The sequence below is a fragment of the Brevibacillus jepli genome, from assembly GCF_047229145.1.
In the GTDB taxonomy this organism is placed as follows: domain Bacteria; phylum Bacillota; class Bacilli; order Brevibacillales; family Brevibacillaceae; genus Brevibacillus.
Window position 1 is genome coordinate 1 of record NZ_JBFEFW010000043.1, and the last position, 20,936, is coordinate 20,936.

At 39.8% G+C, this 20,936-nt stretch carries 22 protein-coding genes and 1 pseudogene; 1 reads left to right on the plus strand and 22 read right to left on the minus strand.

Annotation, left to right across the window (positions count from 1 at the left end):
* Positions 1-445: 445 nt before the first annotated feature.
* The 5 genes from AB1L17_RS28835 to AB1L17_RS28855 all read right to left on the minus strand — a co-directional run bounded on the left by AB1L17_RS28835 (position 446) and on the right by AB1L17_RS28855 (position 3,618).
* On the minus strand, positions 446-1,243 hold the full coding sequence (locus AB1L17_RS28835) for a hypothetical protein (protein WP_412848351.1): 798 nt from the start codon (positions 1,241-1,243) through the stop codon (positions 446-448).
* 234 nt (positions 1,244-1,477) lie between these two features.
* Positions 1,478-1,771 carry a hypothetical protein gene (locus AB1L17_RS28840; RefSeq protein WP_412848352.1) on the minus strand — a complete coding sequence of 98 codons (294 nt, stop codon included), beginning with the start codon at positions 1,769-1,771 and terminating at the stop codon, positions 1,478-1,480.
* A 76-nt stretch (positions 1,772-1,847) separates the two neighbouring features.
* Positions 1,848-2,489 (minus strand): hypothetical protein, encoded by a 642-nt coding sequence (locus AB1L17_RS28845; RefSeq protein WP_412848353.1) that lies wholly within the window; start codon positions 2,487-2,489, stop codon positions 1,848-1,850.
* Between the two features lie 140 nt (positions 2,490-2,629).
* Positions 2,630-3,304 carry a hypothetical protein gene (locus tag AB1L17_RS28850; RefSeq protein WP_412848354.1) on the minus strand — a complete coding sequence of 225 codons (675 nt, stop codon included), beginning with the start codon at positions 3,302-3,304 and terminating at the stop codon, positions 2,630-2,632.
* A gap of 35 nt (positions 3,305-3,339) precedes the next feature.
* A complete protein-coding gene (locus tag AB1L17_RS28855; protein ID WP_412848355.1) occupies positions 3,340-3,618 on the minus strand; it encodes a hypothetical protein in 279 nt (92 codons plus the stop codon).
* A 138-nt stretch (positions 3,619-3,756) separates the two neighbouring features.
* On the opposite strand from AB1L17_RS28855, the pseudogene AB1L17_RS28860 reads away from it, so the two are divergent.
* Positions 3,757-3,948, plus strand: a pseudogene (locus tag AB1L17_RS28860) (CPCC family cysteine-rich protein); the annotation flags it as partial.
* A 75-nt stretch (positions 3,949-4,023) separates the two neighbouring features.
* Here the strand turns inward: AB1L17_RS28860 and AB1L17_RS28865 are convergent.
* From AB1L17_RS28865 to AB1L17_RS28945, 17 genes are all read right to left on the minus strand, one after another.
* Positions 4,024-4,662: a hypothetical protein gene (locus tag AB1L17_RS28865; protein WP_412848356.1), complete on the minus strand. Its 639-nt coding sequence runs from the start codon at positions 4,660-4,662 to the stop codon at positions 4,024-4,026.
* A gap of 316 nt (positions 4,663-4,978) precedes the next feature.
* Positions 4,979-5,200: a hypothetical protein gene (locus tag AB1L17_RS28870; RefSeq protein WP_412848357.1), complete on the minus strand. Its 222-nt coding sequence runs from the start codon at positions 5,198-5,200 to the stop codon at positions 4,979-4,981.
* 192 nt (positions 5,201-5,392) lie between these two features.
* Positions 5,393-6,172: a thermonuclease family protein gene (locus AB1L17_RS28875; RefSeq protein ID WP_412848358.1), complete on the minus strand. Its 780-nt coding sequence runs from the start codon at positions 6,170-6,172 to the stop codon at positions 5,393-5,395.
* Positions 6,173-6,326: 154 nt separating this feature from the next.
* Positions 6,327-6,575 carry a hypothetical protein gene (locus tag AB1L17_RS28880; RefSeq protein ID WP_412848359.1) on the minus strand — a complete coding sequence of 83 codons (249 nt, stop codon included), beginning with the start codon at positions 6,573-6,575 and terminating at the stop codon, positions 6,327-6,329.
* 157 nt (positions 6,576-6,732) lie between these two features.
* The gene (locus AB1L17_RS28885; RefSeq protein WP_412848360.1) at positions 6,733-7,359 is read right to left on the minus strand and encodes a hypothetical protein; all 627 of its coding nucleotides are present in this window, start codon (positions 7,357-7,359) and stop codon (positions 6,733-6,735) included.
* Between the two features lie 259 nt (positions 7,360-7,618).
* Entirely contained in the window at positions 7,619-8,038 is a 420-nt protein-coding gene (locus AB1L17_RS28890) for a hypothetical protein (protein ID WP_412848361.1), read from the minus strand.
* 152 nt (positions 8,039-8,190) lie between these two features.
* A complete protein-coding gene (locus AB1L17_RS28895) occupies positions 8,191-8,793 on the minus strand; it encodes a hypothetical protein (RefSeq protein WP_412848362.1) in 603 nt (200 codons plus the stop codon).
* Between the two features lie 306 nt (positions 8,794-9,099).
* Positions 9,100-9,915, minus strand: a complete 816-nt coding sequence (locus tag AB1L17_RS28900; protein WP_412848363.1) for a hypothetical protein — start codon at positions 9,913-9,915, stop codon at positions 9,100-9,102.
* Between the two features lie 485 nt (positions 9,916-10,400).
* Complete coding sequence (locus AB1L17_RS28905; RefSeq protein ID WP_412848364.1) at positions 10,401-11,696, minus strand: DUF4062 domain-containing protein; 1,296 nt, start codon at positions 11,694-11,696, stop codon at positions 10,401-10,403.
* 416 nt (positions 11,697-12,112) lie between these two features.
* The gene (locus AB1L17_RS28910) at positions 12,113-12,607 is read right to left on the minus strand and encodes a hypothetical protein (RefSeq protein WP_412848365.1); all 495 of its coding nucleotides are present in this window, start codon (positions 12,605-12,607) and stop codon (positions 12,113-12,115) included.
* A gap of 11 nt (positions 12,608-12,618) precedes the next feature.
* Complete coding sequence (locus tag AB1L17_RS28915) at positions 12,619-14,079, minus strand: M23 family metallopeptidase (protein ID WP_412848366.1); 1,461 nt, start codon at positions 14,077-14,079, stop codon at positions 12,619-12,621.
* Between the two features lie 84 nt (positions 14,080-14,163).
* Complete coding sequence (locus AB1L17_RS28920; protein ID WP_412848367.1) at positions 14,164-16,569, minus strand: TrbL/VirB6 family protein; 2,406 nt, start codon at positions 16,567-16,569, stop codon at positions 14,164-14,166.
* On the minus strand, positions 16,566-18,626 hold the full coding sequence (locus AB1L17_RS28925) for a VirB4 family type IV secretion system protein (protein WP_412848368.1): 2,061 nt from the start codon (positions 18,624-18,626) through the stop codon (positions 16,566-16,568). Before AB1L17_RS28925 ends, AB1L17_RS28920 begins: the two co-directional genes overlap by 4 nt.
* Positions 18,583-19,509 (minus strand): hypothetical protein, encoded by a 927-nt coding sequence (locus tag AB1L17_RS28930; protein WP_412848369.1) that lies wholly within the window; start codon positions 19,507-19,509, stop codon positions 18,583-18,585. Before AB1L17_RS28930 ends, AB1L17_RS28925 begins: the two co-directional genes overlap by 44 nt.
* Before the next feature lie 13 nt (positions 19,510-19,522).
* On the minus strand, positions 19,523-19,825 hold the full coding sequence (locus AB1L17_RS28935) for a PrgI family mobile element protein (protein WP_412848370.1): 303 nt from the start codon (positions 19,823-19,825) through the stop codon (positions 19,523-19,525).
* Positions 19,826-19,894: 69 nt separating this feature from the next.
* The gene (locus AB1L17_RS28940) at positions 19,895-20,239 is read right to left on the minus strand and encodes a TrbC/VirB2 family protein (RefSeq protein ID WP_412848371.1); all 345 of its coding nucleotides are present in this window, start codon (positions 20,237-20,239) and stop codon (positions 19,895-19,897) included.
* Between the two features lie 179 nt (positions 20,240-20,418).
* Positions 20,419-20,811: a hypothetical protein gene (locus AB1L17_RS28945; protein ID WP_412848372.1), complete on the minus strand. Its 393-nt coding sequence runs from the start codon at positions 20,809-20,811 to the stop codon at positions 20,419-20,421.
* Between the last annotated feature and the right edge of the window lie 125 nt (positions 20,812-20,936).

Below are 20,936 nucleotides of genomic sequence, written 5' to 3' on the forward strand. Positions count from 1 at the left end.
GTTACTGGTTCAAAGCTGGCAAATCATTTAATGATAGACTCATTAACGCTTTCGCTGTTCAGTTTTCAAAGAGCATTCTTGTTGTTATCGCGTCAGAAGCGCGGACAAACAATATATCATGTTTGAGTGTTCCGAATCAACCGGTAATGATTGGTAGATCGCTCACTACCTTAATAAAAGGCCGGAAAACTAAAATATCATGTCTGAGCACGTACATTCACTCGTAAAACAATCGCTTTCTCTATAAGAACAAAATCATAAACGGCAGCCCTTCGAAAGGCGGAGTCCTAATGTATCATGATACGTAATATCTATGCAAATGTAATTATTGGAAATGGTACTGTCGACGAGAATGGAACTCGTACGGATCCCTCCTCCTACCGTTGCAAGAACTGCAGAAAATTCGAAAGGGTCACCTGTACAAACCAGATGCCCCACAAATAGTTCAAATTATTTCATTGTTCATTTCAGACTTATTCTTTAATTGCTCTTGAATTGTACAAAACAATTTTTCTGATACATTTTTTGATTTCCCATATGGTAGCCATTCGACAGAAGATATTTCACGATAATGATCGTAGATCTTTTGATATAGCTCTTTATGATTTGCTTCTAATAAATAGTCTTGAAGTTTTTCAATGTCTACTATGCATATCCCATTTTTATGTGTGAGTGGAACTTCAATTTCATATGATTCTATTTCAGCGATAATTTTATCCACGAGTAGTGATGCCCTATTTAAACGAAACTCACTTATTATCATTTTAATTATCCCAATGATTAAGAAACAAATAAGCAAACTGAAAAGAATTGAGGAAAATGATTTAAGTATTTCTAATGTCGTTTGTACTTGCGTCTCTGTAAAATACGCCACCCCATATTCGTTTAATGCATATGGAGTAAATGAAAATAGGATAAAGTACCAAACAACTAACTTTGCAATGAGGAGTTTTTCTGATCTTGGTGCAGATTTAACTATACGGCCAACTCTTCGAATACTATTTTCAAAATGAATAATTAAATCAGCCAAGGTTGCATCCTGTTGCCTCTTCACTTCCCGTAATGCCATCCAAAAAAATGTTGAGAGCAGGATTATAAACAATGATCGAATCAAAGGTTCTCCCTTAATAATAGGAATCACCCCATAGGCTGATATAAAGACAACCAGTAAATAGCCAATAGTAATCATGATGTATTGTTTTTTTTGTAAAGGTGCAAATAGAATTTTCTTCAATTGTTTCATAGAGTCCTCCTAATAAGTCATTCCTTTATTTTGGGTTTTCCTTATGTTACACAGTGAAAGCTAAGCTATATTGAGGTCATTCTTTGGAAACTCCCGTACTTTTCTTTTACCAGTTGCATGCCGAATTCTAGTCCGTCTGGCCATCCGCGCTCACAAAATGAATCGATTTACACTTTACAGAAAGCTGCGTGCTAAGTTCCGTACTCTATTAGAGCGCCCTTTTATTCGTGATCATCAATCCTCAAATTCTGTAGGAACGTCTACCATTCGGATATAACGCGTTGGATATTTAACCGAATATCCTTCTTCGTTCGCCTCAACGATAAAATTTACCACATACTGCAATTGTTCAACCTTATTCTGATAATCACTTCCTACTTCAGACGATTTATACTGTGCTTCAAGGTATGCTGCGAAAGAACTTAATTCGTTTAATTCAATACCCTGCTGCTCCATTATTTTATGAGCAATTGCTTCATCGTTTTGATTAGCCAGGAGGTATTGAATAACAACCTTTGCAAATTTCACTTTCAATCCCTCCTTCCAGATACCCGATTATTTTCACGGCCTGATTCGCACTCCTAGAGACACAGTACACTTCGTGTTAAATTACTTCTCGGTACCGGAAATAAAGCTTTCCTCCTTCTTTTTTCATTTCACACCATTCATCTTCAAAGTCCTGAAGGGCTTTGGCCAAGGATGCCCGAGGGCTGGCATAATGTGTCTCGCAATGGTCCAAGATATCCTTGATGCTACACCAGTCTCCTACTCTTTTTAGATGGTGCTGAATATTATGAATCGTAATTCTATACGGCGTGATATATCCTCCACCGCTATGACCGCCTTTCAAGCCGGAAGACAGATGATGTTCAGTCAGTGCATCTTTCAAATACGAAACAGTCCGGCGGTTAAAAATTGCTCGCCTGTCGCTCCACACACTTCCATACTGATTTATGGACAAAACACCAATCCCATAATCTCTTAGCACCATTTCAACAAAGCGCTTGTACCTCTTAGGGTTAAATGGAATAGCTATCCAAATGTAATTTGCATATCCCCTCCAGCGAAGCGCTTGGTCTATCAAATCCAAGGTTAAGGATTGCTTCATTTCAACCACACCAACTATAGGACCGCTTGTCACGACCACATCAGCTCGACCATAGTGACAGTTAACCTCTGGGTAGACAACAAATCCTCGTTCCTCGAACCAACTCTTTACTGGATCGTATAAATCGGACTCTTTCACGACATCCCCTCCTTATCTCCGTGAGCAGTGTGTATCTAAGTGTGATCGATCCGAGCCGCTGGATTCACGGTAGTATGTATCTTCAGAACTGTTTGGTGATACAGTTACAATAGGCTTTAAAGCGTACTCCCGACCGATAATCAATGATCAGGCTCTAAAGCAAAGTCCACCCTACTGATATAACACGTTGGAAATTTGACCGTATAACTTTCTTCATTCGCTTCAAGGATAAAATTCACCACATTCTCCAGTTGTTCAACTTTGTCCCGATAACCACTTCCTACATCTGACGATTTATACTCTGAATAAAGGTAGTCTGCGAAAGAGCTTATTTCGTAGAGCTCAATACCTTGCTGCGCCATTATTTTATGAGCAATTCCTTCATTGTTTTGATTATCGAGGACATATTCATTAACAACCCTTGCAAACTTCACATTCAAGTTTAAATAGTCCTCATGTTCTTTTTTTAACAAATTAAAATAATCCTCAACGGTTTCAACTTTCATCCTTTCAAAATTTTCCATTTTGTCTTTATATTCAAATCGTTTGCTTTCAAAAAAAGCAGCTTCCTCCGGTGTTGCTTCTGTGCTAAGAAAGTAATCCAGCCAATCTATTTGCATTATTCTCAAATTAGCATGACATGCCAGTGTCTCAGTTCGAAAAATGTTCGCCGGTAAAAAGTTTGGCTTGGGTAAGACATGTATAATATATTTTTGATCCCACCCTATATCTGTTTTAACTATATGGAGCACACCCTCGGGTGCATCCAAAACTTCAAGTACATAGTATTTTCCTTCTTCAATCATCAACTTCATAATCATTAGCCCTTTCTCTGTATTCATAATGAGAATTAAGATAAAGACAATCTCTCTCGAATATCCTCCACTTCAAGCGAATATTTTTCTACCAATTCAATCAGAAATTCATAATATGACTGCCCAGCACTCTTATAATCCCAATGATCCCCCAAGAATGAAGAAAGCAATGCTATTTGACCTCGAACAAAATTCGATTTTTGCTGATAAGACAGACCTGTTTGAGATTTTTCAATTTCAATAAACGAGTTTACGCAATCGGTAAGAGCATTTTTCAATGCATCCGATGATATAGTTACTGAAGGGAAATCCACGCCAGCACATCCTTTCATTAACATAATGAGTAGTGTGTATCCAGGTGCGATCGATCCGCACCACTGGATGCAAGAGAAATAAAAAGTCAAATTAGCTTGCTTTCATTGGCTCTAGGACTACATACTCATGCTCAATGAATAGCATCGTCGTACACCTCTCCGTCATACACCTGCCCTTGCTGCGGATACAAAACATTAGATGAAGAACTACCAGACACAAACTTGATTTGTGAAATTTCTTTCTGGAAAGATGATTATGGTCAATATCTTTATCCTGATGAAGAAGGAAGGGCAAATGTTTACTCACCCCGACAAGGCCAAGACAACTTCCAAAAAGGGGATTAATATAAACAGACAACCAACCGAGCACGAACTCCGCGATCCATAATGGAAGCCACTATCTGGCTAACTAGATTCTCTGATCGAATTAGCAATTTCGGACAGCTTCATGTTAATAAACCAATTACCTATTTCGTTTTGACTGAGCAACTGAATTGATGGCAGCTTTATTAGCTTTCCATCTTCATAAACAATTGTTACATCATAAGAAACTACCGTATCTGCTTCATTTGGAGAAGTGAGATAGACCTCTTTAATAGTTTTGCCTCTACTAATCTCATCACGATAAGTACCCAGGATCTTCTCAATTCCATTCATGTCTTTTGTTTTGATGTCCTGATAAGCAATATCAGGGTTTATGAAAGAATTAAGATCTTTAGCCGGGCCAAGTTGAATATACGAAAAAAAAGTCAGCAGCTGATACTCAGGACTCGTAGCTTTTGCATGCTCTGTATCATGAGATGTTTCCTTAACTTGATCTACCAGCTCAGGCTTCTCTAACCAATATGGTGGTTCAAAGTTACCGTTTCCAGGTCGATCTACAAACCAAGCCATGTGAAAATTTACTGGCTTATCCACAGCACCTGTGGATAATGTTGATTGCTGAATAGGTGTAGAAGTTTCCCCATTACTCCCCTGAAACCCAAAATATATTGCTCCACCAAGGATATACGCTCCAGCAAATATCCCAAGCCATTTTTTCATTTGAACGGTACCTCCAAATAACGATCATGTCATTTTTACTAGAACAGTGGTTTAATTTTGCATGGTTGTTCTCCATTCCGAGGTTCTTCCGTGTAATCATCAATATGGATCTGGATGATGTCTCTGGCAGCGGAATGTCAACTGGTGTGGTTCAAAAGAACAGAGCAGCATATATCCACTTACGATATAACCTTCATAATTCATAAAGTATACATCGTATGTATTGCCTACTATGAACGCAGAGGGATCAAAAGTTGGTAACATGATTGACGCTTTGCATTCGTATACCCTTATTTTTTCTTGTACAGCTGTAAATCTAATTCGTTAAGGAATGGTGAGCGATTAAGGATTGCTGAGCGTATTGAAAAAAGGAAAGAAAATTAACGGGCTCATCGATATCTCCTATGAGAAGATCGAAATCTATACCCATCTGTCCCGAATCACAATCGACTTGTGGCTTGACCATGACAAGACCAATAACTCGATATGTGGAAGGTTTCTCAGCAATGTAACGTTGAACACTTGATGCAATGCACAAAAAAATATACCCCCTCAACATAATTAAAGAAAAAAGGCACTCGCATAGAAGAGAGATGTTCCCTCAATTCCATCGGTGCCTCCGATAAAAGTAATTTATTGGATTTGCTTCAATTATAAATCGATTTTGGTGTTTATGATAAACACGTTTTGAGAATAGAAACAATACTATAGAAAGTCACTAATGTTTAATTCAATTCGCATGCTTTAAATGATCATCGTATACATCCATGTTGTAACGATCTGTGGAATAGCCAGGGACGGACCAAATGCCAGTTTTCTTCTCTTTAGCTTCTTCCTCAATTTTTTTGAAGTCATCCAAATATTTAGTATTGGGTTCGTATACATATCTAACAGCGGCTAATCCCCGGGATAGGAGCTCCCATTGAATCATCTTTCCATCTGCGTATACATAATATAGTCTCCGGCCATACCGGTCAGTACTATCTCCACCCTTATCTTTTTCAATTTCAACGGTTTTTGCATTTTCAATGATGTTCTTTGTAAATTCAGAGGCTTCCGGCCCCATAAACTGAGGTCCATTCTCCGCTTTTTCTCCATGAACTTCAGGGGTATCAACCAAAAGAAAACGAACAGGCGCTTCTATACCATCTATAGCTATAGTAATCGTATCCCCGTCTGACACATGACGAACTTCAACTGGGATTCTGTTTTGATTTTTTGAATGCTCGAGAGCGGGTAGAGGTATTGCTTCCGTTAGTTCTCCTTCATTTTTCACTGCAGTAACTTGTTTTGAAGATGTCTGCTTTTTCTCACTAGTTTTCGCATCTGTTGGTGACGCTTGCTTCGCATCCATTGTTGCGGCAGCTGCTTGTTTAGATGGTGCATAGCTCGTCTCATCGTTTAGAGAACCAATTTGTATACTTCCATCTAATACTTTACTTAAATCATTTGTTTCGCAGCCTACCAAAACAGCAACAGCTAGAAAAATTGCATAAAGGTACTTGAACATTTTTCTCTCCTTATTAAAAAGGGTATTCGGATTTTATGGTCGGAGAGGGCGTAAATTTACTGTTTCGCGACTTTTCAACCAAGATGGAAATATCAACACCACCAAAGGTGGAGAATTAGCCTCCACCCGAATTTGAAAGTCATGTTCATTGTCACTATGTAACCTTTTTATTTCGAATTTTCTTAACAGAATCCTTATCTAAATTTCTCACAAGTTCGTCAATTTCTACCCAATGTTCTTTTGTTATCTCTATCTTTTCTAGCACACGCTCATATGGAATCATGTTTCCATCAGCATCAATAACATACTCAATAGAAATACTTCTTTCCTCCTCTTCTAACAGGTTAATACTCTGTCCTGACGACCAAGGATTAAAATAAATATATTCAGGTTGTTTTGTCATTGTATTTTCACCGTTCCAATCCCTCAAGATTTTGAATTAATCTACTTAAATGGTAACGAGTTGAATATGGTAATTCAACTACATAATCCAAACTTGCCATCAATAATCATGTAATAAATCTCAACCACAAAATCTGAAGAACCTTAAAAAAACCCCTTCAGGATTCCCCTTTTTCTGCCGCCGACTTCAGATTATTAAAAGTCAAAAAGTGGTGAAGAACAACCTTTAATGAAGGTGCCTGCACTTCATGACGATATTGAGTCCACTCTCGGCTTGTTGGACTTTTTCCCAACTTTATAGCCAGGCGGTGATAAGCTTTAATGATATCCTTCTCTGACAAGGGAGCTAATTTTTGGTAGTTTTCGTATCCAAAATATTCATTTTCTCTTATTTTGAGTCCTCGGTCTACACAATAGTAAAACAGAGCCGTTTCTACTACCACACTTGAGTCAACAGTGTTCCCCGCTTCCTTCTCATAGTACGTACGTAATTTAAGAACATAGTTTGGATCAATAGAAACATAAGTCCTCTTTTTTTTATATTTGGAAAGCTGATGCTGTGACGGGCGACGCCTCGGTGCCCTTATTAAGGGTCTAGGTTTCATGAGCAAATTATTACATGCTTCTTCCACCAAGCTAGAAAAACTATTATGTTCTTGCTGAACTCTACGATATTCTTCAACTTCCTGCCAAAGTGACTTTAAGATACTAATAAACACGTTGCAGCGCATTGTTCTATTCATTTTTCGCAATAGATTTCGGATGTTAGTAAGCTGTTTAACCATTCAAAAGGAACGTGCTCATAGTTCTGAATTTCATAACCAAGGCTGATCGAAGCGTACCTTTCATCCTTTGTAAAAACTTTTCCTGAGCAACCCTTTAGCCACAATCCACGCTTAGGAACATAGTGTAATTCGTATCTTTCATGGTAAAGTTTGATTTCGCGGTCACTCGCATTCAACTTTTGGAACAGCCGCAGAATTACCTCTATGATGTTCGTTCGAATATCATTCACATTATCTTTGAAATTAGGATTTTGCAATGCTACCACTCCGCATTTGATTTTTCGCTTAACCACGGGCCAAACGACTGTCTTTTCTGGTATTGCTGATCATTGTACTCCCGAATGAAAGACTCGATTCCCGCCCATCCTTGTTCTTCACGGAAAACTGTAAGCTCAACCCCAGCCTTTTCAGCTTCGCACTGAGCCAGCTCCACCCCTAACTCATAAATAATTTCTCGTTGTCCTTGATAGGTCATGATACGAGGAACTCCGAACATCACATCACTCTTCATAGATATATTTTCGTTAGCGGGAATAGCTCTCTCCATTCCTCTCTTTGTAATCACGAAAAGAGGCAGCCCTGATTCGTCGTTCGGTATGCGCGACATGTCATACCGCCAATTCCCCGGGATCTCCTCGTCTAACCGGTAGTAGTTATACGAATCGGGTAGCACGTGCATATATCGAATGAATCTCCCATCTTTTTGACACTCAATCGCATGCTTAGTTTGTACCGCCTCTCTTCTTTCTTGATTCAGGGAGCAAATTGCTTGGTTTGAGTCAAAATGAGAGCACATAGAGCAAGAGACCAACAAAGGACGTTTCATTTATTTCACCTCGAATTTTTTAAGAAATGATTTGGAACATCATCACGGCAAAATTTAACTGCAATTCGATGCATCTTCAAAAATGCGAGATCCTCATCTGATAGCATCTTCCTACATTTAACACATGAAACACCGGAGCCTTGGGAAACTGATGATGAATCGCCGGCGTGAGATGATTTTTTGATTCCCGCTCCAGGATTTCTTCCCCAATCTCGAAATGGAGCAAGGTCATGCCACCCCATCTCATACAGATCACAAGCATTACGTAATGCATCTGAGGCTGCTGAACGAATAGTATCTTTTAAATTGATGACGGAGCCGCTTGTGTCCCTCTGCATTATTGCACTACCAATACCATCACGCTTAGCATCGACGATACTCAGTGTTCCTGTAACAACAACCACATTATTTTGATTATCTACGATCGTATTGTTAATTGACCATGAGTAGTGGATCCCTGCTACTTCATTAAGACGATGGATATAAACCTGAACAGGTATATATTTTGCTCCTTCTAGGCCCTTCTTAGCTTCAATGCTCCCCGCCGGAAATGGTTTCTTTAAACGACTCCAAATATCAAGAAATAAATCTTCCCGAGAAACTGTCATTATTAAACACCTCAGCATCCATGTGTTTCCATTTTAGTATATGACTTAAAAGAAAACAAGATTCGTTTTTTCCTTTATTATCCTGACAATTAGTTTATCCGGTGCATCAATCCGGATTGTTCCCCAAAAGAGAACGGTAGATCCGTTTAGCCGACACGTCGCTGCTACGCGGCGGACAGCTCTTCCGAAAACGGAACGAAGATATCTCGGCAGTGCCACGATCTGTTTATCACAAAAAGAAACAGCGGCATCTTTAGACTGTAGAAAAGTCCAAAGCTGCCGCTGCAACAGAATTACCAAGCATTGTTATCTAGTAATCTCTCGGATTTGAATAATACGTTCCGCACTGATATTAATGTTTTCTTTTAGATACACCATGAGATTATTCCCCGGGTATCCCGTTTCTTTTAACAAAAGCCGTTCGAACGCCTTAAGCACGAAAAACGCTCGATTCATCTCAATGCTGTCTTTAAATTCAGTGTAATAGGTTGACAGATCGATTTCCTCAATTGTTGCTTGAAAGGTAATTACCGAGAGGATTGATCTTGCTACCCATTCCTCTTCAAACCTCGCTGTGTGAAGTAGCTCTCGTCCCATATGACTGATAAATTCTGGGCATTCTTTGATATGCGAAATGTTCCGATCTTTCTCGGGATCATCCCCAAAAAGAAATCCATTGATACACCGGTCCCTTTTCAGTCGATTGTCTAAGTATTCAGTACTTGCAGGAACTCCGTTTACCAGAATACGTAGAGAGCCGTCTGCATGCGACTCTACCGTAATACCATGTTCTTTCAAAAAGGATCGCACCGTATTTTCAGTCGAGAAAAGAGAATGCAAACTTAGCAACCCCTGCTGTATAAACGATTCTTTGTCCATGATGGCTGCAACATGGCTAACTGTAATCCCTGACAAGTTGATTTCACTAGGTTTGATGCCAAAATACGATAAGATATGTTCAAGCTCTAATTTGTCATATGTCCAGGATATACCCTCACATTTTACCCGGAAATGCTGCGACATTACGAATGTTTTGATTTCTTCTGGGGTTGTGTTTAAAATGTTCGCTAAGGATTTAATAATCTCGCACTCGTTGACTCCGCTCAGTATGTGTGCCATCATAAGTCACCTCTTTAGATAATATCTGTATCCTAGATCTCGAAGTTATCCGCTTTGCGATCATTTCCGGGGAGTTTTAGAAACTTCTCCACTTTGTGAACCGTTAGACCAGGATCAATATTGCATGAACCAGGTTCCCATTTCAATAATTACAGGGAGATAATACTTATTATACAAAAAGAACAAAACAGGTATGGAACTTTATTTCAAAGGGCAGTAGCAAGCTGTACGATCAAAACATCTCCCCATTCACGAGTAACGTTTGAAATTGCATTTCCAGCCCTCTTTTTATGAAAATGGTCAGGTACCACTTTTATGTCTAATCTGACATCGTACAGTTTGGAATTACAAAGGATTAACAGGAGAAAAAATAAACAGCCATCGATTTGATGACTGTTGAACGAAACTTTCATTTGGGGGATTCCAAGACCCTATTTCTCTCACTTGTTGAGAACACTTACGCTAAACGTGCAAACCGCTTTATTTCACTATTTTGATATGAGGAGTGGAATTTTAAAACAAGCTGCTTGCTCTAATTCTTCAGAAATAATCTCCGCATCTATAAAAAAATTGCCTTCTTTAAGTGCCACAATTTCTACTTCATCGGTAAATTCAATCTCTCTTGTGTGTATAAGTGAGTCAATTTTAATAGTCACTACGTTGTCCTCAACCCTTACATAATTTCTAGGGTCAAATCTGGCTACACGACTCCATTTTTCACTTGAGTAGTCGGGGTAGTTAAGTATTGATTGACCAAATCCACTTAACAGAGAATGATTAGAAAATGGTTTAATCATAAGCTCTTGTCTAGATTTAAACTGAGCTTTCATTAAAGGATTCTCTGGCAAGTTTTTTGGTCTTACTGGTTCTTCCCTTTCTTCTCCACTACCTTTTTCCACTACACAAACCTCTGGAGGAAAAGTCAAATCTATAATAATTCCTTTTGCTTTTAAATTCCCAGTGTTCCCTACGTTAATTGATAAATTTGATAAATGCTCTTTAACTAGATGATAAGTACGCAGCTCCTCATTATAATCATCAACTATACTTTGATCAGGGAGGTCTTTATTGTACTCCTCTACTTCTTTTCTATCTAAATATTTTTGTAAGTGTGCCCCGATTTCTTCATAATCTATATAACCATGAAACTCCTTTTTGTACGATACCGATGGCAGTTTGAGTTTTAATTCCTTCGTGTCATTTAGGAGTAATTCAAAATTCGGCTTGCGACTTGTAAGAGCAGAATTGTCTATGTGTTCCTTGTCAGAAATCGCTTTCCCTTTTTCCTTTGCATGCTCATCTAAAAGATAATCAACTTTTCGTTCCAGATCTTCAGTTGTAAAAAAGTCACCCATTAATCCCTGTTGACGCATTTTTTGCTTAAATTCTTGTAATTTCTGATATTGCTCAACCTTGAATCCATCCTGAGGGATTGGCTTGTCCGAGAAATACAATGTTGCAGGTTTCTTTGAGTCAACAAATCGTTGAATCTCTTCAATAGTCCCAGAATCGGCTACTCCTGTTGGTGATCCAATTCGAGTCCAAAACACTCCGATTAGTAAATCAGATTTATCCACTATTTGTTCGTTGATAATTTCTTGTGGTCTTGCGCCAAGTTTAGGAGTCGTGTTAGTCTCCCACATTGTAGGGAGGTAAATCAAATTGTAATGTTCTGCATTCTTTGTATTCCATAAATTGATTGTGTTTCTTATTGCTTCGCGTTCTTCAGTAACATCTGATGGTGATGCGATTAACACTCTATAAACATTTGCACTAAAGCTCATTAAAGCACCTCACCATGCATTATTCTGGATATCTGTCTGATTATAATACCAAATTTTAGTGCAATCCTCGACATGTAATAGAAAAAAGGAAGCCTTGTGGCTCCCTTGAGGATCGAAAAGACGGGCATGTCCTCGTTAAAAAATGAACGATATAGAATTTCTCAAAAACTCTACGACATTTACCGTTTGTTCAATCCCGAGAATCTCCCAAATCCCCATTCTTACTCATACACCCTTCAAACTTTTCCAGCTGCTGCTTTGGTGATGTCTCTTTCATTTTGGGTGGAGAGGACTTCGTACGGTTATACTAAGACGTTCACTCATAGAAAAGAGATGTGCTTAATTCACATCCCTTATTCTTCACACGTTATTCGTTTTACTGTCTTCTTCTTTCTCACTCGCTTTCACCGCGTTCTTTACAGTCTCAAAATTAAGGTTGGCATTAAGAAAACTACCACCAACGTTAGAGGAGAAAAAAGTAGTAAGCCTATACCCAGTCTCTTGCGTTGTGGATTGCCCGCAGCGTTTAACCTTATCCCAAAACCAAGATAAAAGGTTGTAACAGTTATCGGGATCGAAGCATACTGTAAGCCTTTGAATAGGTTGCTACCAATCAGTCCCCCCGTTGAATCAACTCGCTGATGAACATTTGGATTTTGTACATTCAACGTTTTTGTTGTCAGTTCCATTTGATAAGAAAGAAGTGGGGCATATGCAACCATCAACATGCATATCCCAAAAACAATGGTTATAATATACCCTGTCCTTTTTCTCCGAGGGTTTTTACCTGCCGTTAATAACGTAAGTAAACCAATCAATGTAAGAACTGCCAATACAGGGATTCCAACCATTTGCAAAAACCGAATTGCAATTTCGGTGAACTCTCCAATCCCATTTATCATGTTGTTCATTTCGTCTACCTCTACTTTGCTCTCATAGCTCCTATGAAATCCATAGGATTATAAGATGCCTCCATTTTTTCAGACTTTATAAAGGGGCTCCTGTTTCCGTGTTTTAATACCTCGAAATGCAAATGAATCCCCGTTGATTCGCCTGTCGATCCTATTTTGCCGATTGGTTGGCCAGCTACAACTTGTTGACCAACTCTAACTCCATAGCTACTCATATGGGCATACCTTGTTTGCATTCCATCTTCATGACCGATTATAACCCAGTTTCCATAGGAGTCAGACCACTGGGCAAGTAATACTACACCATTTTTGGCAGCTAGAATGCGACTTCCCCTAGCTTCAGATCCACCCAAGTCAGAACCATAATGGAACTCGCCCCAACGCCCTCCATAATGTGAGGTTACTATTCTGTTTTTCTCAACAGGCCAGGCCCACCCGTCTAACATACTAAGATCAGGAACATCAGTATTTCCAATGGAATCATCAAAGTCGCCATCTCTGTTGTTGCCATTAAATTGCTCTCTGAAGAAATAATCATCAGCTTGTTCTGCTAATTCCAATATGAGCTTAAAATCGTCATCATGAACTCCCTTACTTCTGAGAAAAGCTTTAAATCGTTCTGGATCGACATTTAAAGCAGGAATACCACGATCATCTACTTGTGTTTCATCCCATTGCTGGTATTTCTCAATGGTACAATGGCCAGATTCTTTTGAACCCAAGTACTCCCATTCTTTAGGAGGATCTGGAGCATATATTCCGCCTGGATAATGTTTTACTACTGAAGCAATTTGGGTCTCACCAAATGGTGTTTTGACTAAATCCAAAACCATATGGGGTGGCATTATAATTTTTTCGATCTCGACCCTTGTGGTGCACCCATCCACTGTACAACAAGTAATCACATTTTTTATTCTTTTTTCATCGTCCGTTACTTCCTTATATTCAAAGACAGGTTTCAAACCAACATACATTTCCTCTGGGTCAGGGAGGACTATATTCTCTTCTTGTCTGATTATTTTGTACCTAGCAAGCGCAGCTGCAATACCCCAGCTAGGTTTCGTTAACATTTTCATCTCGGTAATCCAATCAGGATTTGCTTTTACTTTATCTAATTCAGCTACACTTTCATTTGCCAAATCTCTAAATCTCTTTTCATATGCTTTATCAGCTTGAATTTCTGCTTGTGTTCTGGATCCAGCTTTAAAATACCAGTCACCACTTGAAACCGCTTCAAGCAGCATGACAACGATAAAAATGGCAAAAATGATTAGGAGTCCAACCGGTCCAATGTAGGCAATGATGGCTTTTAGTAGCCCTACAACCAGTTTCTTCATAAGATCCATTACGATCTTTTTTAGCCATTTCGCTGCTTTTTGCATCGCCTTTTGGGCAACTTTTTTTCCAATATTCTTACCAACGCCTGTTACCTGATCAGCAGCTTGTTTTCCGATATCTTGAGAATTGTTCATCGACAAAGATTTCACCAACTTTACAAATCGAATCAGGATATTGAGAGAGGATATCTTCAAGTATCAAGATATCCTCTAAGCTCTTTAACCTATTAGGCCTTTTGCTCTTTGATATGTATTTTTTACGCCAGTTGCTGCCCACGCCTTTGCGGTTTTCGCAGCTCCAATAGATCGATGAGTAAGATCGGCCCCAAAATCTGTAGTAGTTCTACGGCTGACGCCTTGAATGTTGTGTGCAAAATATTGGTCTGGGTTAATGTTACCTGGATCCATTCGTCTATCCTCATATCTTTTGTTATCCGTACCAACGATATATGCACCAGATTGTCTGCCAAGATATGAAGTAGACCCTGAAAGTCCAGCCACTTGCACTCCGCCAGAAGAAGCAGGGGGATTAATCAAAGTACCGCCACCCGTATTTCCTCCTGGAGAATAAGGAGCAGCAGAAGTTCCCCCTCCCATGTTATTACTTCCGCCTATGGCGACCGGAGGAGCCGAAGTATAAGTCCTTGGTATCCCAAGTGGGGAAGAAGGCGCCGATGTATTTGTAATCGGTACCCCATTAGGAGAAGGAGAGGCTGAAGCATTTGTAATCGGTACCCCATTCAGAGAAGGAGAGGCTGAAGCATTTGTAATCGGTACCCCATTCAGAGAAGGAGGTGCCGAAGTATTAGATACACTTAGTGGGGAAGGAGCTGTAGTATAAGCCCGGGGAGCGGACGAGCCCCCTGAAAGTTGATATGTCCCATTTTCTTGTCTTGTCCAATTCGCTCCGTTATTCAATTTGTAATCTACAACACGATTCTCGCCTCTTTTTAATGTTGCATCAGCAGCGCCGATTGCACTAATACGCTTCCAGTTACCGTCTTTATTACTCTGAGCATAGAAAGCAGAACCACGATTATCTTGTTGCCATCTTACATTCGCTCCGCTGAATTCTGGGTCAGCAGCATAATCAGACAAAGTTTTATTAGAAAAATCTTGGGATTGGACTCTCTGCCTACTAACACCAGACATCATATGACCCATTGAACGGCCAATATGGCTGCCTGTTTCCCCTGCGGCCGAGCCTATTGATTCACCTAATCTACCGTACCAATCGCGTCGCGCACTAAGACTATCCCATTCACCGAAAAACTTGCCGTCTTTCGTACCCTCCCCTTTTGTACGTAGGGTACGAAGCGTTTGCGCTGCACTCGAAGAAAGATTCCGAGGCATCTGAACCATGCCTCTCCCTATTTTGCTTCCCAAGTAACCACCAACCGCCGCTCCCATACCACCGAATGGTAACCCAGCAGTAGCTCCTGCAATCATCCCTACATTCCCAGCTGTATTTTTGATTCGTTGCCAGCCTGGAGACGATGAACCTTTAGCAGCTTCAGCAATTCCTGTGGTACCACGATCGCTGCCCATATTTTGCGATTCGCCACCACCTTGGCGAGCATTATTTCTTGCACCACCCATAACCTGACCAGCTTGTTTTGCAAGCATGACCGCCCCACCGATGCTACTCAATCCAGTCATCGTTAAGGCTTGGCCCAGCCGAGATGAACTGTCTCCAAGTTGTAACCATCGAGAAATGATTCCTGTAACAGGAACAAAGAGAATAATCATGCCAAGCTTAAACATCGTCCCCGCTCCTAAGGAAGCTAATCCAGCCATAGCCGCCAACACCAGTGCATGAATTGATTGGAGGAATACATTTCCGCATAACTCCTTAATCCATATTCCGAAAAAGGGTCTTGTTTTTGCATATAAGAGTGAGATCGCAGCAACGATCGCCAAAATCATTAGGAAGATAATGACGATTAATCGCGAAATATAAATAAAATTCAAGTAAAGGGACAGGCCCCATTCAGCCAAGAACACGAATATGTCCCCAATTTTCCATCCGCTAGAGTTGGCAATAATGGACACTGCTGACTTGTTTGGGATAAGCCCTCCGAACTCTGATACGATACTATTATTCATTTCAAAAATAACGTCGTACAGGATCGTTGTAGACAGCATAAATAATCCACTGAATACCCACATCTGAATGTCTACCCAAAAATCAGCTTTCCCCTGTGGCGTATAGGCTCTCCAACCAAGTTTCAGAGTTGCTAGAAGAATGGCCAATGTAACAAATCCGAAGTAAGCACCGGCAAAAATATTCACCCCTGGATCAATTACCTTTGTGTAAACCTCTTCCGGAAACAATCCGTACTTCATGCTGTTTACATTAACTCCGTCTGCCTTATCCATCCAGACGTAATAAGGGTTGCCAAACACCAGTGTATCCATAGAAGCAATTGGCACTGATTCAAATATATACCTGGAAAATCTTATCCATATGGAGTCTGTTAAATTCGCCTCCTCCTCCATATTTTTAAGATTTGCAGTCATCTCTTCCTTAATGAGCACACCCGGTGGATCTGCTGCCGATACAATACCACCATTAGACAAGAAAACCGATAGCATTAGGAAAAGAAGTATAGTTACTTTCTTCATGCCACCACTTCCTCTTGAATATCCACTGGAGTCTCCAGCCATTTAATCTCTTCAGATCTTGTACGCCTTTTCTTTTTACCCATCTCTACGTTTTGGTTTGTGTTAAGGAAATTCCATTCATACTGAGTCGGTTCAGAAACGAAGGCAACAATTTCCTTACCGGCTTTCATAACTACTTCACCGACACCAGCTGTACGAATCATCTCACCAACCTCTTGTGAGAACTTAAATGTTTCGAGAATAGGTTCGATGTCTTCATCTGATTGTTTCATGAAAAGTACCGTGTTCATTTGCGCAACAATATCTCGAGCTTTTTCCGTTCTATGGAACATTTCATAGCGCTGGGAAACAAGTGTAAGGGATACATTCCACTTCCGTCCGCGAGCAGCTAGTAAGAGAATGAAGTCCATCATAGCAGCGTATTTGAGCATCATCCACGCCTCGTCAACGATTACACGTTTTTTAGCTTTTGGGTTTCCTACGATTGCACGGTTCCACAGCCATGTCATAATAACGTGCTGCGCAAGAGGACGTTCAATACCATTTGCAGAGAGTTTAGAAATATCAAATGTAACGATCGGTGCATCATCTAAGGAAACACCTGTATTATTGTTAATACGCGTTTGGCCATCGAATAAACCAAATGCTTTCCCTCTCGTGAATAGCTTTACAACACTGCACAATTCTTTCAATTCTTCATATCCATTTTTACGTTCATCTTCGAGTCGTTTATAAACATCACTGATTGTCGGCATTTCTACATATCGTTTCGACCAAACGATCTTTCCGGATATTTCATCAATTGATTCTATGTTTTCGTAAATGGAGCTGGGGTCTTCAGTAATTCCCTTATTTTCATAAAGGTCTTCGAGTATATCGTTTAACACACCAAGTTCGACAGGATTTAAGCCTTTCCCATCAACGGTGCAGCTTTCTTTCATAACCTTGAAGAACTCAATAACCTCTTTAATTTTTTCGTTTACATTGATTTTCTCAACCACATATTCATCTTCAGCACCCTTATTCTTGATTTCTTTTTCTGGGAAAATGTCCAGAGGATTGATTCGATTTGCGTTTTCATCCTTGGTAGATCTTATGGGAATAACGATTCCCCCAGATGCCAAGGTGAGATCAATATACTCTGGTTCAACATCAATAATATAGTGTTGTGTGATTCCGTCCATGGGACCACGGCCAATTAGCTGCTTAACCATGACCCCTTTTCCTGCCCCGGACTCTCCAAAAATACCAACCGAATAGTTGTTAAGTTTGGGGTCAAAATTGTTGTAGTAAACGTACTCTCGGTCATACCGGCCAATTGGCATGCCACCCGTATGGTTCAGTTTTGAGGAAGCATGAGGAAAGATTGCAGTAAGACTTTGCTGGTCCAAGTTTCTGCTCGTTTTGGACAAATAATTTTTGCCAAGTGGCAGCGTTGATAGGAAGCATTGCTTCTGCCTTCCGTATGCATTGACAATCTCAATGCTTTCACCCCCGAGAAGCCCTTCAATTTCTACACATTTCGCATTAAGATCATCGAGCGTTTTTGCAAATACAGTTGCTTGGATCGAAACATAATACAACCCATTTTGGTTACTTTTGATCTGCCTTTGCAAAAACTTTGTATCCGATTTTTTCGTTTCTGCATCTTCGACTTTTGCTTGGTCTCCACGTTTAACTGCTGATGTTATGACTGTATCTAATTCATCAATTTTATCCTGAAGCTTTTTAATTGCTACTGTGCGGTCAATCGGTTCAATATGAACGGAAACGTCCAGGTCATCACCAGTAAAAAGACTTTCTAGCCATCCTATTCGAACAGTCCGTGGATAACCGCTAGGTCGAACATAAAAGGACCGCCCATATTTCTTATCACCTAAGCCTGTTTGCATTACAAAATGATCTTTATCAAATGTGATCCCATCATTCTTAATATTTTCAATTAGGCTTGGAAACGATAGAGGAGCGTTTAACTCCTCACTTTTATGTTCCAATTCAAGTGTATTGTCAGTTTTAGGATGCTTCGTTTTCTTGAATTTGCTCAGGAAGGCCACCATCTGAATACTCCTCCATCAACTCTTTATAAACCAAATCTTCCCACCCCGGAAGTGTTGTAACATCCGCAGTAACATACGGACTAAACTTCTCTTTTCCTTCCTCAACTAACGATTCAATGGGGACAGCGACAATTCTATCTCGATTTAGCGCGCGTTTAATAACTTCCATTGCCCGCAGTGATTCTAAAATTTCCGCTTCAATTTTTGCCCTCTTCAGCATTCGAACTACGGTAGCTGCTCTCATATACAGTTCCTGTAGGATCCGCTGTTCTCTTGCTTCAACCGATAATTGTCCCATAGCTGATGGTTGGTAGCTGTAAGAAATGACATAGTATACTCGACGGCTAATTCGGAATTCCTTTTCAGACTTTTCCTTAATCTCTTTGATTACTTCCCGGTTATATTCTTGGGTCTGTTTATTACACTTCTCCAGATTCTTCTCAAACCGCTGTTCCTCTTTTCGTAAATCTTGCCGTACCGCTTGGCCTAAAATTTGAACTGGAAAGCGAATTACACGAAAAAGAGATTGGTAGCCCAAAATGATGCTCTGTCGTGCACCATCATTAAGAAGATCGAAGTTTACAGAGTCAGTAGCAACAATCAAACAGTACTCGTTTTTGGTTTTTTCGAAGACACCATATCGAATATCTTTAATCCCCAGCATATCTTCCAGGGTTTCGGTACCGATCTCTATACGAACCTTATTTCTTTTTACTTTATTTTGGTCATTTTCTTGGTTCTTTCCCTGTTCCTTTAGATACTGTTTCCGCTGCCACCCAAAAATGGGTTCGTTTGCGTCCATCCTTTTTTTCATATAGAACAGAAATATCACCATGACCAAGAAAAGTCCCATCATGAAATAGACGAAAATGTCAAACCACAAGAGGAGATCCTCCTTAGTAATAGGATTTTTGACTTCGGTAGAAAGCTACCATTGTTACGACATATTGATTTAGATAGCAGTCGTATTTTTTAAGCGGAATAAATGCTAAGCAAATTGCAGCTGCAATGAACACCAAGAAAAGTATTGCTCGGATAATGAAATCGGCTAAACCCTCGACAAAAGGGAGCCCACCAAAGATTAGAAAGACCAACCCTCCGATGGCAGAAGGAAAGATAATAAAAAACTGACGTACAGAGAAGATGGCCAAGACCTCTTTTTCTTCTCCTGTAATATCTTCCGGAACAATGATTTCCAAAATTATAATCCCTCCTTGTAAAACAAAAAGGTGGGAACGCCACCTTGATGTTGGTTAGGATTTTTGGTATTAGCTAAGGACGCCTTTAAGATCGTTTGTTAAGAAATACGCACTAAAGAAAATAACCCCAGCTATTGCACACGTAATTAATCCTCCCCACAGCATCCCTTGATTTTGAGGGCTGACAGCCTTAGACGCGATAACAAGGGTAATTACCAGGAACATTAAGGTAAAAAAAGCCCCCCCAATACCACCAACCTTGTTGACAACATTCCAAATACCATTTTCTACCTTGGAGTCAGTATCATAGTTCACGCCATCAGCATAAGCAGCTGGAGTGAAAACAGAAAACACCAATGCGAAGACCATCAGAAAAGACATGATCCTTTTAAACTTTTTAATATTTGTTTTCATGTAGTTACTCCTTTCCAATTTTGAAGTTTCTTGTGGATACTCCTTTAATTCCCCTCCTTTAGACAATAAAAAAAGCACATCGTCGAACAAGCCCAATACAGGCCTGAAACGAACGAGTGCTTCTCGTATGTATTATTATGGCGTTTTCAACTAAATTATCCAGAATTTTTTTCAGAACGTCAAGATACAAAATATCCTCGGTTATAGTGCGTTTCCCTTTCGAATGTCATCTGCATGGAGATCTTCTCTTCTGAGTTTGGTATATCATGGTTGACGTTATAGGTTACGCGAACATACCCATAACTCAAGTCAGAAGCCCGCATCAGCCCTCTCGCGAGCAGTCCAAAGAACAAATCAAAATCTGATTTATTTCGCAATCCATTCTTTTCAACAACTCCCTCGATACTGGAAGCATCGTTGCAATCGATCACATCTTCTACACCAGTCTTTTGTAGGGTGTAATCTCTTATAAAAAATTTTATTACGCCAATGGGTTCCCGTTCTAATTTCTTCTTGTAGTCCGACAACAATGATAATTTGATCTGTTCCATTAGTTTGTTGGCTGCTTTCATGTTCATACTCTCCTCCATTTACTAACAAATAGGTCAAATGTACCAAAACTAGATTCATTTTTTTCAGTATGAAAAATGAAGTTTTCATGCTATTTACAATAGAAAATTTGACATTTATGATGAAA

Coding starts and splice junctions, on each gene's coding strand:
- AB1L17_RS28835 (WP_412848351.1), bottom strand. CDS start 1,243: ATGAAACAATTGAAGAAAATTCTATTTGCACCTTTACAAAAAAAACAA.
- AB1L17_RS28850 (WP_412848354.1), bottom strand. CDS start 3,304: ATGAAGTTGATGATTGAAGAAGGAAAATACTATGTACTTGAAGTTTTG.
- AB1L17_RS28865 (WP_412848356.1), bottom strand. CDS start 4,662: ATGAAAAAATGGCTTGGGATATTTGCTGGAGCGTATATCCTTGGTGGA.
- AB1L17_RS28875 (WP_412848358.1), bottom strand. CDS start 6,172: ATGTTCAAGTACCTTTATGCAATTTTTCTAGCTGTTGCTGTTTTGGTA.
- AB1L17_RS28880 (WP_412848359.1), bottom strand. CDS start 6,575: ATGACAAAACAACCTGAATATATTTATTTTAATCCTTGGTCGTCAGGA.
- AB1L17_RS28885 (WP_412848360.1), bottom strand. CDS start 7,359: ATGGTTAAACAGCTTACTAACATCCGAAATCTATTGCGAAAAATGAAT.
- AB1L17_RS28890 (WP_412848361.1), bottom strand. CDS start 8,038: ATGCACGTGCTACCCGATTCGTATAACTACTACCGGTTAGACGAGGAG.
- AB1L17_RS28895 (WP_412848362.1), bottom strand. CDS start 8,793: ATGACAGTTTCTCGGGAAGATTTATTTCTTGATATTTGGAGTCGTTTA.
- AB1L17_RS28900 (WP_412848363.1), bottom strand. CDS start 9,915: ATGATGGCACACATACTGAGCGGAGTCAACGAGTGCGAGATTATTAAA.
- AB1L17_RS28905 (WP_412848364.1), bottom strand. CDS start 11,696: ATGAGCTTTAGTGCAAATGTTTATAGAGTGTTAATCGCATCACCATCA.
- AB1L17_RS28910 (WP_412848365.1), bottom strand. CDS start 12,607: ATGAACAACATGATAAATGGGATTGGAGAGTTCACCGAAATTGCAATT.
- AB1L17_RS28915 (WP_412848366.1), bottom strand. CDS start 14,079: ATGAACAATTCTCAAGATATCGGAAAACAAGCTGCTGATCAGGTAACA.
- AB1L17_RS28920 (WP_412848367.1), bottom strand. CDS start 16,569: ATGAAGAAAGTAACTATACTTCTTTTCCTAATGCTATCGGTTTTCTTG.
- AB1L17_RS28925 (WP_412848368.1), bottom strand. CDS start 18,626: ATGGTGGCCTTCCTGAGCAAATTCAAGAAAACGAAGCATCCTAAAACT.
- AB1L17_RS28940 (WP_412848371.1), bottom strand. CDS start 20,239: ATGAAAACAAATATTAAAAAGTTTAAAAGGATCATGTCTTTTCTGATG.
- AB1L17_RS28945 (WP_412848372.1), bottom strand. CDS start 20,811: ATGAAAGCAGCCAACAAACTAATGGAACAGATCAAATTATCATTGTTG.